13 protein-coding genes are annotated in these 13,361 nt (G+C 63.2%); 7 read left to right on the forward strand and 6 right to left on the reverse strand.

The annotated features are described in order from the left end of the window. Positions 1-6 precede the first annotated feature (6 nt). The gene (locus tag FJ951_RS02855; RefSeq protein WP_140513469.1) at positions 7-1,029 is read left to right on the forward strand and encodes a Gfo/Idh/MocA family oxidoreductase; all 1,023 of its coding nucleotides are present in this window, start codon (positions 7-9) and stop codon (positions 1,027-1,029) included. After that, entirely contained in the window at positions 1,026-2,042 is a 1,017-nt protein-coding gene (locus tag FJ951_RS02860; RefSeq protein WP_140513471.1) for a Gfo/Idh/MocA family oxidoreductase, read from the forward strand. The genes FJ951_RS02855 and FJ951_RS02860 overlap by 4 nt, the downstream gene beginning before the upstream one ends. 85 nt (positions 2,043-2,127) lie before the next feature. Here FJ951_RS02860 and FJ951_RS02865 read toward each other — a convergent pair whose 3' ends face one another. From FJ951_RS02865 to uxaC, 6 genes are all read right to left on the reverse strand, one after another. Further along, a complete protein-coding gene (locus tag FJ951_RS02865; protein ID WP_140513473.1) occupies positions 2,128-2,973 on the reverse strand; it encodes an ABC transporter permease subunit in 846 nt (281 codons plus the stop codon). A 1-nt stretch (position 2,974) separates the two neighbouring features. Continuing rightward, positions 2,975-3,871 carry a sugar ABC transporter permease gene (locus tag FJ951_RS02870; RefSeq protein WP_140513475.1) on the reverse strand — a complete coding sequence of 299 codons (897 nt, stop codon included), beginning with the start codon at positions 3,869-3,871 and terminating at the stop codon, positions 2,975-2,977. 8 nt (positions 3,872-3,879) lie between these two features. Beyond that, the gene (locus FJ951_RS02875; protein ID WP_140513477.1) at positions 3,880-4,947 is read right to left on the reverse strand and encodes an ABC transporter ATP-binding protein; all 1,068 of its coding nucleotides are present in this window, start codon (positions 4,945-4,947) and stop codon (positions 3,880-3,882) included. Between the two features lie 77 nt (positions 4,948-5,024). Beyond that, positions 5,025-6,200: an extracellular solute-binding protein gene (locus FJ951_RS02880; RefSeq protein ID WP_140513571.1), complete on the reverse strand. Its 1,176-nt coding sequence runs from the start codon at positions 6,198-6,200 to the stop codon at positions 5,025-5,027. Positions 6,201-6,358: 158 nt separating this feature from the next. After that, positions 6,359-6,532, reverse strand: a complete 174-nt coding sequence (locus FJ951_RS28350; RefSeq protein ID WP_181167349.1) for a hypothetical protein — start codon at positions 6,530-6,532, stop codon at positions 6,359-6,361. Positions 6,533-6,534: 2 nt separating this feature from the next. Continuing rightward, positions 6,535-7,935, reverse strand: a complete 1,401-nt coding sequence (gene uxaC, locus FJ951_RS02885) for a glucuronate isomerase (protein ID WP_140513479.1) — start codon at positions 7,933-7,935, stop codon at positions 6,535-6,537. 229 nt (positions 7,936-8,164) lie between these two features. On the opposite strand from uxaC, the gene FJ951_RS02890 reads away from it, so the two are divergent. The 5 genes from FJ951_RS02890 to FJ951_RS02910 all read left to right on the forward strand — a co-directional run bounded on the left by FJ951_RS02890 (position 8,165) and on the right by FJ951_RS02910 (position 13,308). After that, positions 8,165-8,839 (forward strand): GntR family transcriptional regulator, encoded by a 675-nt coding sequence (locus FJ951_RS02890; RefSeq protein ID WP_140513573.1) that lies wholly within the window; start codon positions 8,165-8,167, stop codon positions 8,837-8,839. A gap of 35 nt (positions 8,840-8,874) precedes the next feature. Continuing rightward, positions 8,875-10,059 (forward strand): mannonate dehydratase, encoded by a 1,185-nt coding sequence (gene uxuA / locus FJ951_RS02895; protein ID WP_140513481.1) that lies wholly within the window; start codon positions 8,875-8,877, stop codon positions 10,057-10,059. A 210-nt stretch (positions 10,060-10,269) separates the two neighbouring features. Continuing rightward, positions 10,270-11,322, forward strand: coding sequence for a LacI family DNA-binding transcriptional regulator (locus FJ951_RS02900; protein WP_140513483.1), 1,053 nt, complete (start codon positions 10,270-10,272; stop codon positions 11,320-11,322). A gap of 2 nt (positions 11,323-11,324) precedes the next feature. Beyond that, entirely contained in the window at positions 11,325-12,086 is a 762-nt protein-coding gene (locus FJ951_RS02905) for a glucosamine-6-phosphate deaminase (protein WP_140513485.1), read from the forward strand. A gap of 34 nt (positions 12,087-12,120) precedes the next feature. Continuing rightward, complete coding sequence (locus tag FJ951_RS02910) at positions 12,121-13,308, forward strand: extracellular solute-binding protein (protein ID WP_140513487.1); 1,188 nt, start codon at positions 12,121-12,123, stop codon at positions 13,306-13,308. Positions 13,309-13,361 lie beyond the last annotated feature (53 nt).

Raw genomic sequence — 13,361 nt, forward strand, 5'->3', positions numbered from 1 at the left:
GGACCAATGCGATTTGCCGTGATCGGCATCGATCATCGTCACGTCTATGACCTGATCGGTGGGCTTCTGGATGCCGGCGCCGAGTGCGCCGGCTACGATCCCGCGACGACCGATCCCAAGGTTGCCGCCGGCATCGCCGAGCGTTTTCCACGGATCGCGCCGGTCGAACGACGGCGCCTGATCGAGCATCCCGCCATCGACCTCGTCGTTACCGCGGCTGTCCCCTCCGACCGGGCCGCCATTGCCGTCGAGGCCATGTGGCATGGCAAGGACGTGCTTGCGGACAAGCCCGGCCTGACCACGTTCGAGCAGCTTGCCGCCGTGCGGCAGACCGTGCGTGAGACGGGACGCATCTTTTCGATCTGCTTTTCGGAGCGCCTCCTGACCCGAGCCTCGACGCTGGCGACGCAGCTGGCGATGGAGGGCGCCATCGGCGAAGTCATCCATGTGACGGGCCTGGGGCCGCACCGGCTCAACCGTGCGCTACGCCCGGCGTGGTTTTTCGATCCCGTGAATTACGGCGGCATCCTGGTCGATATCGCCTCGCACCAAATTGATCAGTTCCTGTTCTATACTGGCTGCGCCGACGCGAATGTCGTTTCAAGTGCGGTCGGCCATTTTGGCGCTCCTGACATTCCAGCATTCCAGGATTTCGGCGACATCCTCCTGCGGGGAGACAAAGCGAGCGGCTATATCCGCGTCGACTGGTTCACCGCCGACGGGCTGCCGACCTGGGGGGATGGACGGCTCATCCTGCTCGGCACCAAGGGCACGATCGAACTTAGGAAATATGTCGACATAGCCGGCAAACCTGGCACGGACCACGTATTCCTCGTCGATGGCCAGGGCACGCGCCATTTCGATGCGTCGGGCGAAAAGATATCCTATTTCGAGCGCCTGCTTGCCGACATGTGCGAGCGTACCGAAACGGCGATGACGCAGGAGCATGTCTTCACGGTCTGCCGGCTGGCGCTCGAGGCGCAGGCGGCGGCGGTCGTCGTGACGGGGCAGGAAAGGAACGCGCGATGAGCAGGCTACGTGTCGCCATGATCGGCTTGGGTCCGGCGGCGTTGCCGCATGCGAAGAGCCTCGTCGATCTTGCCGGCAGGATCGAGGTGAAATGGGCGGCCAGCCGCAGCCAGGCGACGGCAGAAGCCTTTGCCGACCAGTTTTCCTTTCCCGTGACGACCGATATTGCGGCCGCGATTGCCGATCCCGAAGTTCAGGCGGTGCTGGTGCTGACGCCGGCCAACGCACATCTGGCGGTGGCCGAACTGGCCCTTGCCGCCGGCAAGCACGTGCTCGTCGAAAAGCCGCTCGAAACAACACTGGCCCGCGCCGAGAAGCTGGTCACGCTGGCCCGCGGGGCCGGCCTGCGCCTCGGCGTCGTCCTGCAGCACCGTTTCCGGCCGGCCAGCCTGCGGCTGCGCCAACTGCTGGCTTCCGGCGCCATCGGCACGGTGGAGGCGGCCAGTCTTCGGGTTCCGTGGTGGCGGCCGCAGGCCTACTACGACACCGGCGGCCGCGGCAGCTTCGCGCGGGACGGGGGCGGCGTGCTGTTGTCGCAGGCCATCCACGCCATCGACCTTTTCCGCTCTCTGCTGGGAGAGGTAGAGGTGCTGGCTTCGCAGGTGCGGACGACTGGCCTGCACCGGATGGAGGCTGAGGATTACGTCACCGCCCTGATGCGGCTCGGCAACGGCTCACCGGCCTCGCTGCTCGCCACGACGGCGGCCTATCCGGGCTCGCCTGAAACCATGGAGCTTGTCGGCTCGCTCGGCACGGCCACGCTGACCGGCGGGGCGCTGAGCGTCGACTGGCTCGACGGGCGCGAAGAGCGCGTCGAGGCGGAGGGGAAGACAGGCAGCGGCGCAGCCATCATGGACTTCCCCCATGACGCGCACCGTGCGCTGATTGACGATTTCGCCGATGCGATTTCGCAAGACCGCGATCCAGTCGTGACGGGTGAGGAGGCGCTCCAGACACAGCGCCTGATCGCAGCCCTCATCCGTGCGGATCCGGCCAGCAACCAACCCGTATAAGAGCGCTTCCTTCGAACCTCGAACGCTCCAGGATTCCTGGAGAGTGGCTTTCCGCCGCCATCATGCGGCGGAAAGAAAGCCTGTTTCAGGCGGAGGCGGGCTGCTGCTTTGCCCGCGCTACAATCTGCGTCGGATTGACGAAGCGCAGTGCGATCAGCAGCCAGACCAGCGTCGTTATCATATACACCACGGCCATCGCGTCGATCGACTGCACCGCGCGCACGCCCGAGGCGAAGACAGAATAGTACAGCGCCACGACGAGCGTCTGGCTGGTCGGCCCGGCCGTCAGGAAGGTCAGTTCGAACATGCCGATGGTACGCACCAGCACCAGCAGCAGAGCCGCCAAGATGCCCGGCATCAGCATCGGCAGCAGAACATGGAGAAAGAGCTGGAACGTGTTGGCGCCGAAGACGCGCGCGGCCGCCTCGATCTTGGGATCGATCTGCTCGATGAAGGGGATCATCACCAGGATGACGAAAGGAACCGTCGGCACGAGATTGGCCAGCACCACGCCCCAGAATGTGCCGCCGACCCCCGACTGATAGAGCACGGTGGCCAGCGGGATGCCGAAGGTGATCGGCGGCACCAGAAGCGGCAGCAGGAACAGAAGCATGATCAGCTTCTTGCCGGGAAAATCGCGCCGCGCCAGCGCATAGGCCGCCGTCACGCCGAGCAGGCCTGAAAGCGCGACCACGGTGAAGGCGATCTGGAAGGTTACGATCAGGATATCGTGCAGCTGGAATTCCGCCCAGGCGGCGAAATACCAGCGGGTGGTGAAGCCGGCAGGAATCCATGTGCCCAGCCAGCGCGTGCCGAAGGACGACAGGATGACCGTGGCAATCATCGCCGCGAGGTTGAGTACGAAGAAACCCACCACCACCCAGATGGCGGTGATCCAGAGCTTGGCGGCGATGGTTGTGTCGCGGATCATGTCAGCCCTTTCCGCCTGCGGTGCTGCCACGATAGAACAGGTTGCGCAGCATCAGGATGGCGACGACGATGACCAACTGCACACCGGCCATGATCATCGCGATTGCCGAGGCCATCGAGTAGTCATATTGCTCGAAGGCGGCCTGGTAGGCTGCAATCGAGATGACGCGGGTCGGCCCGGCCGGCGCACCGAGCAGAACCGCCGACGGAAAGACGGCGAAGGCCTGTACGAACGAAAGCAGGAAGGCGATGGCCAGGCCGGGGATCAGCAGCGGCAGGAACACATAGCGGAACCGCTGCCAGGAGCGCGCGCCGTGGGTCGCCGCCGCCTGTTCCAGTGCCGGATCGATGCCTGTCACGTAGGAAAGCGTCAAAAGGAACGTGAACGGGAAACCGGTGATGATCAGCGACGCGAAAACACCCCAGTAATTGTTGGTGAGTTTCACGGGACTGCCGATGACGCCGAACAACATCAGCGTGCGGCTGAACCAGCCCTGCGGTCCCAGATAGTTGAGCAGGCCTTCCGCCACCAGCACCGTGCCGAGCGTTACCGGCAGCACGAGGATGGTGGTCAGCATGCGCTGGTGCGTCATCAGGCGAACGCGAAATGCGATGGGCAGCGCCAGCGCCAGGCTGATAACGGTGACCGGCACCGCCAGCCACAGCGTGGTGGCAATGGTGTTGTAGAGGAACGGGTCGGTGAAGAAACGCTGGTAGTTGGCGAGGAGCCCCCCTTCCTTCGGCTGGAAGGACAGGAGCAGGCCGTAGACAAAGGGATAGACGAAGATCGCCAGCGTAAACAAGGCGGCCGGAAGCACCAGAAGGGTGACGCCGTCGATCCCGTGCAAGGCCAGCCGCTGGCGCAGAGAAGGAGAGGGCGTATGATCGAGCGTCGACATCGCCATCCTCAGGCCGCGTAGATCAGGGCATGGGCAGAATCGATCGAGAGCGAAACCGTGTTCCCGACCGACGCGGCCTGGCTGGCATGGAAAATCAGCTCGAGGCCGCCCTCGGTGCGTGCCGTGCCGACGAATTCCCGGCCGCGATACTCGATGGTTTGGACCTTCGCATCGAGCGTCCCGACGCCCTTGTCGCTCACGGTGACATCGTCCGGCCTGGCGGCGATCACGGCGTGCGCGCCAACCGCGAGATCGTCGCGCACTCTGCCCGAAAGGCTGACGCCGCCGACTTCGACCGTGGCAATGTCGCCGTCGCGCCGGGTGACCTTGCCGGTTAGCCGGTTGCGGTAGCCCATGAATTCGGCGACGTCGAGATGGTCCGGGCTCTCATAGAGGTCCCGCGGAGCGCCGACCTGCCGGATTCGGCCATCGCGCAGCACGACTATGCGGTCGGCAAGCGACAAGGCCTCATCCTGGTCATGCGTCACATAAAGGGTGGTGGCCCCGAGCTGGTTGTGGATGCGCCGGATTTCCGCACGCATCTCGATGCGCAATTTCGCGTCGAGGTTGGAGAGCGGCTCGTCCATCAGCACCAGCGGCGGCTCGATGACGATGGCGCGGGCGATGGCGACCCGCTGCTGCTGACCGCCTGACAGTTGACCCGGCAGCTTGTGGCCCTGCGTTTCCAGCCGCACCAGTCCCAGCGCCTCGTCGACGCGTTGCGTGATCTCGGTCTTGGGCGTGCCGCGCATCTTCAGGCCGAAGCCGATATTGGCTTTGACGGTCATATGCGGGAACAGCGCATAGTTCTGGAAGACCATGCCGAAGCCGCGGTCTTCCGGCTTAAGCTGGTCGATACGCTTGTCGTCGAGATAGATGCTGCCGCCCGTGGTGGAAAGCAGTCCGGCGATGCAGTTCAGGGCGGTCGACTTGCCGCAGCCCGAAGGTCCGAGCAGGGCGATGAATTCCCCCTTGCGCACGGTCAGCGAAACGTCACTCAGCGCGCTCATACTGCCGAATTTTCGACTCATATGATCGAGGCGGAGTTCGTCGAATTTCGACGAGGCGAGCAGCATCCGTTCGTAGCCCCATTGTTGTAGGCGAACCGGGCGGCATGCCCGGTTCCTATTATGCGCTGAAACTCAAAGGTTTGTCATTTCGCGGCGGCGGCGACCTGTTCGTCCCAGGTTCGGAATGCCGTGACCATCGAAGCTGGCTCCAGCGGCAGTTCGATCGGATTGTTGGCGATCAGGTCGGCATATTCGGTGCGGCCGAATTCGGCGATCGCATCCTGGCTTTCCTGCGGCGCCATGTCGAGGGTGACATCCTTGACCGCCGGGCCCGGATAGAAATAGCCCTCGTCATAGGTATAGGCCTGCTGCTTAGGCGTCAGCAGGAATGCCATCAGGTCCTTGAGCACGGCCAGTTTTTCGTCGCTGACCCCTTTCGGCACGCACATGTAATGGGCGTCGGCGACCCAATGGAAGCCTTTCAGCGCCCCAACCTTGGCTTCCTTCGGCACGACGCCGAGAACGCGCGGGTTGATGTCCCAGCCAGTCGTCGACACAGTCATGTCGCGCGTGCCTTCGCCGAGTTCCTTCATCAGCGCACCGGTGCCGGTCGGATAATATTCGATGTATTTGTGCAGTTCCTTAAGATAGGCCCAGGTCTTGTCCCAGCCCTTGACCGGATCCTTCGGATCGCTGTCGCCGAGCAGATAGGGAAGACCCATCAGGAAGGTGCGGCCGGGGCCGGAATTGGCCGGGCGCGCATAGAGGAACCGGTTCGGGTTCTCCTTGGCCCACGCCAGAAGCTCCTCCGCCGTGGTCGGCACCGTCTTGACCTTGTCGGGCATGTATTCGAGCAGCGGCCCGGACGGGTAGTAGGTGACGACGACGCCGTGGTCCTTGGCCAGCGTCTGCATCCGCGCTGCCGGCTCCTGATAGATATCGGCCAGCTTCGGCAAGGCGCCCGAATCGTCAGGAAGCAGCTTGACCCACAGGTCCATCTCGAGGCCTGCCGACAGCGCATCCGTTCCGGTAAGCACGAGGTCGATATCGACGCGGTTCGCCGCTTGCTGCGCCTTGATCTTGCCCGGAAGCTCCGGGGCCGGCGCCTTGGTGAAGACGATGTTCGAGATCAGTTCCGGCTTGGCCGTCTTGTAATTCTCGATCGCCTTCTGGGTTAGCGCCAGATTGCCGGCGACATCGACGATATTGATGGTGACGGGCGCGGTCGGCAGCTTGGCGGTCTGGGCAAACGCGCGCGCAACCGGAAGCGCCGCCATGCCGGCTAATCCGCCGACCGCCTGTCGCCGAGTGATCTTGATCATCTTCAACTCCTCCGCTGGTCCTGTCTTGTCCGGCAGGATTTCAATTTTGATATATTAATCTACCAGTCATCAAAAACAACCGCTTTCTGCTCCGTGCATGAACCGCTGCGCCAATCATGCCACGGTGGCTGCGGCGCCGTCGTTCAAAAGATCGGTCAATACGGTTCCCAGGCTTGCGAAATGGGCTCGGCCGGGAGATCGGTGCCGAGGACCTGCTTCAGCCGCAGGAAGACGGCGGCCAGTTGGGCAGCCAAGCCGATCTTTGCGGTCCGCGCGCCCGATCCCGGCCGGCAGGTCACCCAGGTCCGATTGGAAAGCCGCTGCGCCATGGTCAGAGCCTATAGGCTTTCTTGGCCAGGCGGTAGGCGAGATCGTGCGCCACTTCCTGCGCCTCGTCCTCGTCGAGCCGGTGGTCAGCCACCAATTCCGCGAGAAAATTGCAGTCGACGCGGCGCGCCATGTCGTGCCGCGCGGGGATCGAACAGAAGGCACGGGTGTCGTCGTTGAAGCCCACCGTGTTATAGAAGCCAGCTGTCTCCGTGGTAAGTTTGCGAAACCGGTACATGCCTTCGGGGCTGTCGAAAAACCACCAGGGCGGGCCGAGGCGCAGCGCCGGATAATGCCCGGCAAGCGGCGCAAGCTCGCGCCCATAGGCCGTCTCGTCCAGTGTGAACAGGATCAATGTCAGGCGCGTGTCGTTGCCGAACGCGTCGAGGAGCGGCTTGAGGTCGTGGACATAATCGGTGCCGGTGGGAATGTCTGCGCCCTTGTCGAAGCCGAACTCGGTGAAAATCTGCGGGTTGTGGTTGCGGAAAGAGCCGGGATGGATTTGCATGACCAGGCCGTCCTCGACGCTCATGCGCGCCATTTCGGTCAGCATTTGTGCGCGGAACAGGTCCGCATCCTCGGGCGAGACATCGGCCTTCAGCACCCGGTCGAACAGAGCCGTTGCTTCCGCCTTCGACAGGTCGGCGGTGCGGGCATTCGGATGGCCGTGGTCGGTGGACGTCGCGCCGCGCTGCTTGAAGTAGGCACGGCGGATGCGGTGCGCCTCAAGATAGCCGGGATAGCTGGTCGGCGTTCCGGCCAACGCCAGGAACCGCTCCACCTCGGCATGGAAACCCTTGCGCGAAGGGTCGACGACGGCGTCTGGCCGGTAGGCTGGCACAACCTGGCCGTCCCAGCCGGAAGCCTTGATCGCATCATGCGCGGCAAGCGCATCGGTGGCGGCGTCCGTCGTTGAGATGGCTTCGATGTTGAAACGCTTGTAGAGCGCGCGCGGGCGCATCTCCGGCCGTTCGAGCTGTTCGGCGATGCGATCATAAAGAAGGTCGGCATTCTTCGCGCCGAGCCGCTCTTCGATTCCGAAGACCGTTGCCAGCGAATGCTCGAACCACAGCCGTGTCGGCGTGCCGCGGAAAAGGGCGTAGTTCTCGGCGAAGCGGCGCCAGATCTTGCGGGGATCGGTTTCGATCGGGCCCCCATCCAGTCGTGGGACGCCGAAATCTTCCATGCGCATTCCCTGGGAATAGAACATGCGCAAAATGTAGTGGTCGGGCTTGACGAACAGCGTGGCCGGATCCGGGAACGGCAGGTCATACGCATACCAATCCGGCTCGGTATGGCCGTGCGGGGAGATGATCGGCAAGGCACGCACGCCTTCATAGAGGCGCCTGGCGATGGAACGGACGGTAGGATCAGGCGAAAAAAGCCCGTCGGGATGGAGCGGCATTGCAAAATCCTTGCGGTCGAGCCGCGAAAGCGGCGTTCGGAAGGGAGGGGCGATTGAATGCGCGCGATCATAATTTGGGATGAAGCGGCGTTCCGATATTGGCGAACAGTAAGGAATAATATATTAATATGTCAACTGATTGAAGATCGGGGATCGAGAAATGACATCAGCAAAGGCGCATGCGGGCATTGCGGGCTCCGACCGCGACGCCGTCTCCGTTCGAACGAAGATGCGTCGGCCGGGCATCGTGCGTACGACGGCTGCGTCCGCAGTATACCGCGAACTGCACGAGGCGATCGTATCCATGCAGCTTAAGCCCGGCAACGCCTTGAATGAAAAGGTGCTGACCGAGCGTTTCGGTGTCAGCCGCACGCCGGTGCGCGAGGCGTTGATTCGCCTGGTCGAAGACGGGCTGGTCAATATCTATCCTCAGTCGGGAACCTTCGTCGCGCCGATACCGATCTCGCTCATTCCCGAAGCCGTCGTCATCCGTAAGGCGCTGGAAGGCGCCACGGTCGAAAAGGCAGCGCAATGCGCAAACGGCGACGATGTGGGAAAGCTCGACGACATATTGGCGCGGCAGCGGTTCCTTGCCGAACGACAGGACATGAACGGATTTCACGAGGCCGACGAGGCCTTTCACGAGGCGATTGCCCGAATAGCCAGCTATTCCGGCATCTGGAACTATCTGAAGCCGGTCAAGGTGCAGATCGACCGGGCGCGACGCATGACGCTGCCGGCGCTTGGCCGCATGGACCATGTGATCGGCGAGCATACGGTCATCCGCAACGCCATAGCGGCGCATGACGTGAAGGCTGCCTGTGAGGCCATGCGAATCCATCTGGGCGCTGTCATTCCCGATGTCGAGCAACTGCGCGACGCCTACCCCGACTGGTTTATTTGAGCCGACCAGCCCTGAAATAGTTGGAGAAATGACGAATGCGCGAGGCATGGAGATGGTTTGGGCCGGACGCGGGGGTTCCGCTCGATGCGGTGCGTCAGGCCGGCGCCACCGATATCGTATCGGCGTTGCACGAAGTCCCGATCGGGCGTGCCTGGACGAAGGCGGAGGTGGCGACGCGCAAGGCGACGATCGAGGATACGCCGTCCGACCGCTCGCCGCTTGTCTGGTCGGTCGTTGAAAGCATACCGGTCCCCGACGCTGTCAAGCGTCACGGGGGCGAGGCGAAAGTCGAGATCGAGGCCTGGATCGCCAGCATGGAAGCGGTTGCGGCCAACGGCATCCATATCATCTGTTTCAATTTCATGCCCCTGGTGGACTGGACCCGCACCGATCTCGATTACGAACTGCCAAGCGGCGCGACCGCGATGCGTTTCGACCAGGACCGGTTCGCAGCCTTCGACCTGCACATCCTGCAGCGCAGGGGAGCCGAAGCCGATTATTCGAACGAGGACCGCGAGCGGGCGAAAGCTGTTTTCGAGGCGATGAGCGAAGAGGAGGCCGCGACCCTCGTCGCCAACATCGCCAGTGCGCTGCCGGGCTCGACCACGGAGCCGTTGACGGTCCCGCAATTTCGCGACCGGCTGGAGCGTTATGCGGGCATCGATGCCGCCCGGCTGCGCCACCATCTCACCGAATTCCTGGCGGCGATCGCGCCCGCCGCAGAGGGCAGCGGCGTCCGGCTTGCGCTGCATCCGGACGATCCGCCCCGCCCGCTCTTCGGTCTGCCGCGGGTGGCCTCGACCGCCGCCGACTACAACGCGCTCTTCGAGGCAGTTCCGTCGCCGGCCGTCGGCATGTGCTTTTGCACCGGAAGCCTTGGCGTGCGCGCCGACAACGATCTTCCGGCGATGGCGAAGCATTTCGCTCCGCGCATCCCCTTCGCGCATTTGCGGGCGACCAAGCGCGAAGGCGATGGCCGCACCTTCCATGAAGCAGCGCATCTGGACGGCGACGTGGACATGGTTGCGGTCCTGCGCGAATTGTTGGCCGAAGACGGCAAACGCGAACCGCACGACACCATCGTCTTCCGCTCCGACCACGGCCACCGCATGCTGGATGATCTCACAAAGAAGGTGAATCCCGGCTATCCGGCGATAGGTCGCCTGCGCGGTTTGGCGGAACTGCGCGGCGTGATCCACGCGCTTCAGTCGAAGGGTTGACCACACGGCAAGGTCTACCCTGATCGGCGCGGCCTTCGGTCCGCCTGCGCCGATCCTGCCCTATCCTGACGTCGATCGGCATTAGGTAGTTTCCCCTGTGGAGGACTGTCCTCGCGGGACAGGCCGGCTATCCGACCTGTTCCAGGCCAATCAATCCTTGACACGACTTCGTGCAAGCGCTTTCATGCAAGCGCTTGCACAGGGGCGCGCATGCCTGACCGAAGGCGGAACAATTCATCTTCAACACCGACGCTGAGCGAGGTGGCGGACGCCGCCAACGTCTCTTCGGCTACCGTTTCGCGTGCTTTCAGCCGGCCGGAGCTTCTCAGTCGCGAGACGGTCGCGCGGGTTCACTCGGTCGCCGCGCGGCTCGGCTATGTCCCCAATCATGCCGCGCGCGCACTAAGCACCGGCCGGATGGGCAACATCGCGCTAATCGTGCCCGATATCACCAACCCGTTCTTCGCGGCGATGATGCGTGGGGGGCAGGCGACGGCCCGCGAATGTGGCTATGCGACGTTTATCGGCGATTCTGACGAGACGCCGGAAGTGGAAGACATTCTCCTGACCAAGCTGTCAGCGCAGGTAGAAGGTTTCATCATCGCCTCTTCGCGTCTGCACACGAAACAGATCCTTGAACATGCGCGGAGGCGGCCTTGCGTCCTCGTCAACCGCGACATTCCCGGCATGGTACGGCTTCTGGTCGATAGCGGGCCAAGCTATGGGCAGGCGCTGGAGCATCTGGTTTCGCTGGGCCATAGATCGATCGCCTATGTTGCCGGGCCGGCATTCTCCTGGTCGAACAGCCAGCGCTACGGCACCGTGACCAAGAGAGCCGCCGAGCTTGGGGTCGAGATCGTACGGGTTCCGACCTCGCGGCCAAGCTTCGAGGCCGGCCAGGCCTGCGTCGATGAACTCGTCCTGACGGGCGCGACCGCCGTACTCGCATTCGACGATGTCATGGCGCAAGGCATCATGGCCGGGCTTGCCGCGCGCGGCCTGTCGGTGCCGGGCGACTACAGCGTGATCGGCTGCGACGGCATACTGGCGCCAACCCTTTTCCCGCCCCTGACGTCCATCGCAACTCATTGCGCGGAGGCCGGCAGGCAGGCGGTCGAGCTTCTCGTCGCTATGCTGCAAGGCAAGCCGCTCGCTCACAAGCGCATCAATCTCGTCACCGAATTCGTCATCAGGGCGACAACCCAGGCCCCGTGCTCGCAGCGAGAAACGGCGGGGCTGGATCGACTTACAACCACGGAGTGATCATGCGAATTTACGTGAAGCCGGACAAAAAGGTGTTGGGCGCCGCTGCCGCTGAACTGGGGGCGCAGTCGATCCGCGCCGCGATCGAGGTGCGCGGCGCGGCCAATATCGTCGTCGCCACCGGCGCCAGCCAGTTCGAGGTGCTTGCCGCGCTGGTGAAGCGGGATGACATCGACTGGTCGCGCGTCACCGGCTTTCACCTCGATGAATATGTCGCCATGCCGGATACGCATCCGGCCAGTTTTCGGCGCTATCTCAAGGAGCGCTTCACCGCGCTGCTGCCGTCGCTCGGGGCCTTTCATTTCATCGACGGGGACGTGCCGGATCCAGGTGCCGAGGTGGCGCGCATCAGCGCGTTGATTGCCCGGCACCCTATCGATGTGACATTCGCGGGCATTGGCGAGAACGGCCACCTCGCCTTCAACGATCCGCCCGCGGACTTCGAGACGACCGCACCGTTCCACCTGGTAACGCTGGACGACCGCTGCCGCCGCCAGCAGTTCGGCGAAGGCTGGTTTCCGACGCTGGAAGACGTTCCGCACAGGGCGATCTCCATGACCGTCAACCAGATCATGAAAAGCGGTCTGATCGTGCTGGCGGTGCCGGACCGCCGCAAGGCCGAGGCGGTGCGCGATACGGTCGAAGCGCCGATCTCGCCGATGGTGCCGGCCGGTATCTTGCGCAGGCATGCCGACTGCCACCTGTTTCTCGATCCGCAATCGGCTGCTCTGCTTCGCGAAGTGCCGGACACCGTGGGCGAATAACCGTCCACGCAACCTAGAAAGGGAGGAGACACCAATGACAACCCGACGCAATGCCCTTCTAACGATCCTGGGTGCTGGCGTTGCCGCGGCGGCAAGGCCGGTTTTCGTGCTTGCCAAGGAGTTCCCGAAGCCGAAGGAGCCGCTGGTCATCAATGTGGTCGACGTTGCCGGCGACCTGCAACTCAGCCAGCGGGCGCTTGAAAAGTTCGCCGAGACCCATCCGGAACTGATTTCGAAGTTCGTTTACACGCAGGCGCCCGCGCCCGAACTTGCCGCCAAGCTCAAGGCCCAGCAGGCGGCAGGCCGGTTGGACATCGATTTCGTGCTCACCGGTAATGACGCCCTTGCAGCGGGCATCGATCAGGGATTGTGGACCCAGGTCCTGCCCGACTACGCCGATATGTTTCCCAAGCTCGACGAACGCTACCTGCCGGGCGCCTATGCCATGCAGCAGATGGCGAAGGGCCAAGCCTTCGTCGATAGCTGGTATCCGTCAGGCCCGCTCCTGGAATATGCGCCGGATCGGGTCAAGGATCTTCCTGGGACCGCTGAAGAGTTGCTTGCCTGGTGCAAAGCGCATCCGGGAAAGTTCATGTATGCGCGACCTGCGAATTCCGGCCCCGGCCGAACCTTCGTCATGGGCCTTCCCTACCTGCTCGGCGACAAGGATCCGCTGGATCCTATCGACGGCTGGGAGAAGACCTGGGCCTATCTCAAGGAACTGAACGACTGCATCGACTATTATCCCTCCGGCACGACGGTCACCATGAAGGAACTGGGTGACGGCACGCGCGACATCATCGCCACGACCACCGGATGGGACATTAATCCGCGCTATCTCGGCATCGTTCCCGAAGACTACAAGATTGCGACCCTGAAGGGCTTCCACTGGGTCAGCGACGCCAACTATGTGGCTATCCCAAAGGGCGTTTCCGACGAAAAGCTCGGCGTTCTCCTGCAACTGATCGCCTTCATCCTTGAGCCCGAGCAGCAGGCATTCATGTACGATCACGGCTACATGTACCCCGGCCCGTCGATCAGGGACGTGCCGATAGAGATGGCGCCGCAGGACAGCCAGGACACGATCAAGCGTTTCGGCCGGCCCGAATATGCCGCGATGATCGCCGACAACCCGATCGAACCGCCGCTCGACGCCAAACCGCTGGTTGCCATGTTCGAGAAGTGGGACAAGGAGATCGGCGGGGCCAAAAACGCCAAATAGGGTATCTCCGCGCACGGCCATTCGACAGCGGTTTGTCCCCGCTGCCATGATAG

The sequence above is a fragment of the Mesorhizobium sp. B2-2-3 genome (assembly GCF_006442405.1).
Lineage (GTDB): Bacteria > Pseudomonadota > Alphaproteobacteria > Rhizobiales > Rhizobiaceae > Mesorhizobium.

Bases quoted from the DNA above. Each gene is read 5' to 3' on its own strand.
- FJ951_RS02875 (WP_140513477.1), bottom strand. From the start codon at position 4,947: ATGCTGCTCGCCTCGTCGAAATTCGACGAACTCCGCCTCGATCATATG.
- FJ951_RS02890 (WP_140513573.1), top strand. From the start codon at position 8,165: ATGCGTCGGCCGGGCATCGTGCGTACGACGGCTGCGTCCGCAGTATAC.
- FJ951_RS02860 (WP_140513471.1), top strand. From the start codon at position 1,026: ATGAGCAGGCTACGTGTCGCCATGATCGGCTTGGGTCCGGCGGCGTTG.
- FJ951_RS02865 (WP_140513473.1), bottom strand. From the start codon at position 2,973: ATGATCCGCGACACAACCATCGCCGCCAAGCTCTGGATCACCGCCATC.
- FJ951_RS02905 (WP_140513485.1), top strand. From the start codon at position 11,325: ATGCGAATTTACGTGAAGCCGGACAAAAAGGTGTTGGGCGCCGCTGCC.
- uxuA (WP_140513481.1), top strand. From the start codon at position 8,875: ATGCGCGAGGCATGGAGATGGTTTGGGCCGGACGCGGGGGTTCCGCTC.
- FJ951_RS02870 (WP_140513475.1), bottom strand. From the start codon at position 3,871: ATGTCGACGCTCGATCATACGCCCTCTCCTTCTCTGCGCCAGCGGCTG.
- FJ951_RS28350 (WP_181167349.1), bottom strand. From the start codon at position 6,532: ATGGCGCAGCGGCTTTCCAATCGGACCTGGGTGACCTGCCGGCCGGGA.
- uxaC (WP_140513479.1), bottom strand. From the start codon at position 7,935: ATGCCGCTCCATCCCGACGGGCTTTTTTCGCCTGATCCTACCGTCCGT.
- FJ951_RS02855 (WP_140513469.1), top strand. From the start codon at position 7: ATGCGATTTGCCGTGATCGGCATCGATCATCGTCACGTCTATGACCTG.
- FJ951_RS02900 (WP_140513483.1), top strand. From the start codon at position 10,270: ATGCCTGACCGAAGGCGGAACAATTCATCTTCAACACCGACGCTGAGC.
- FJ951_RS02910 (WP_140513487.1), top strand. From the start codon at position 12,121: ATGACAACCCGACGCAATGCCCTTCTAACGATCCTGGGTGCTGGCGTT.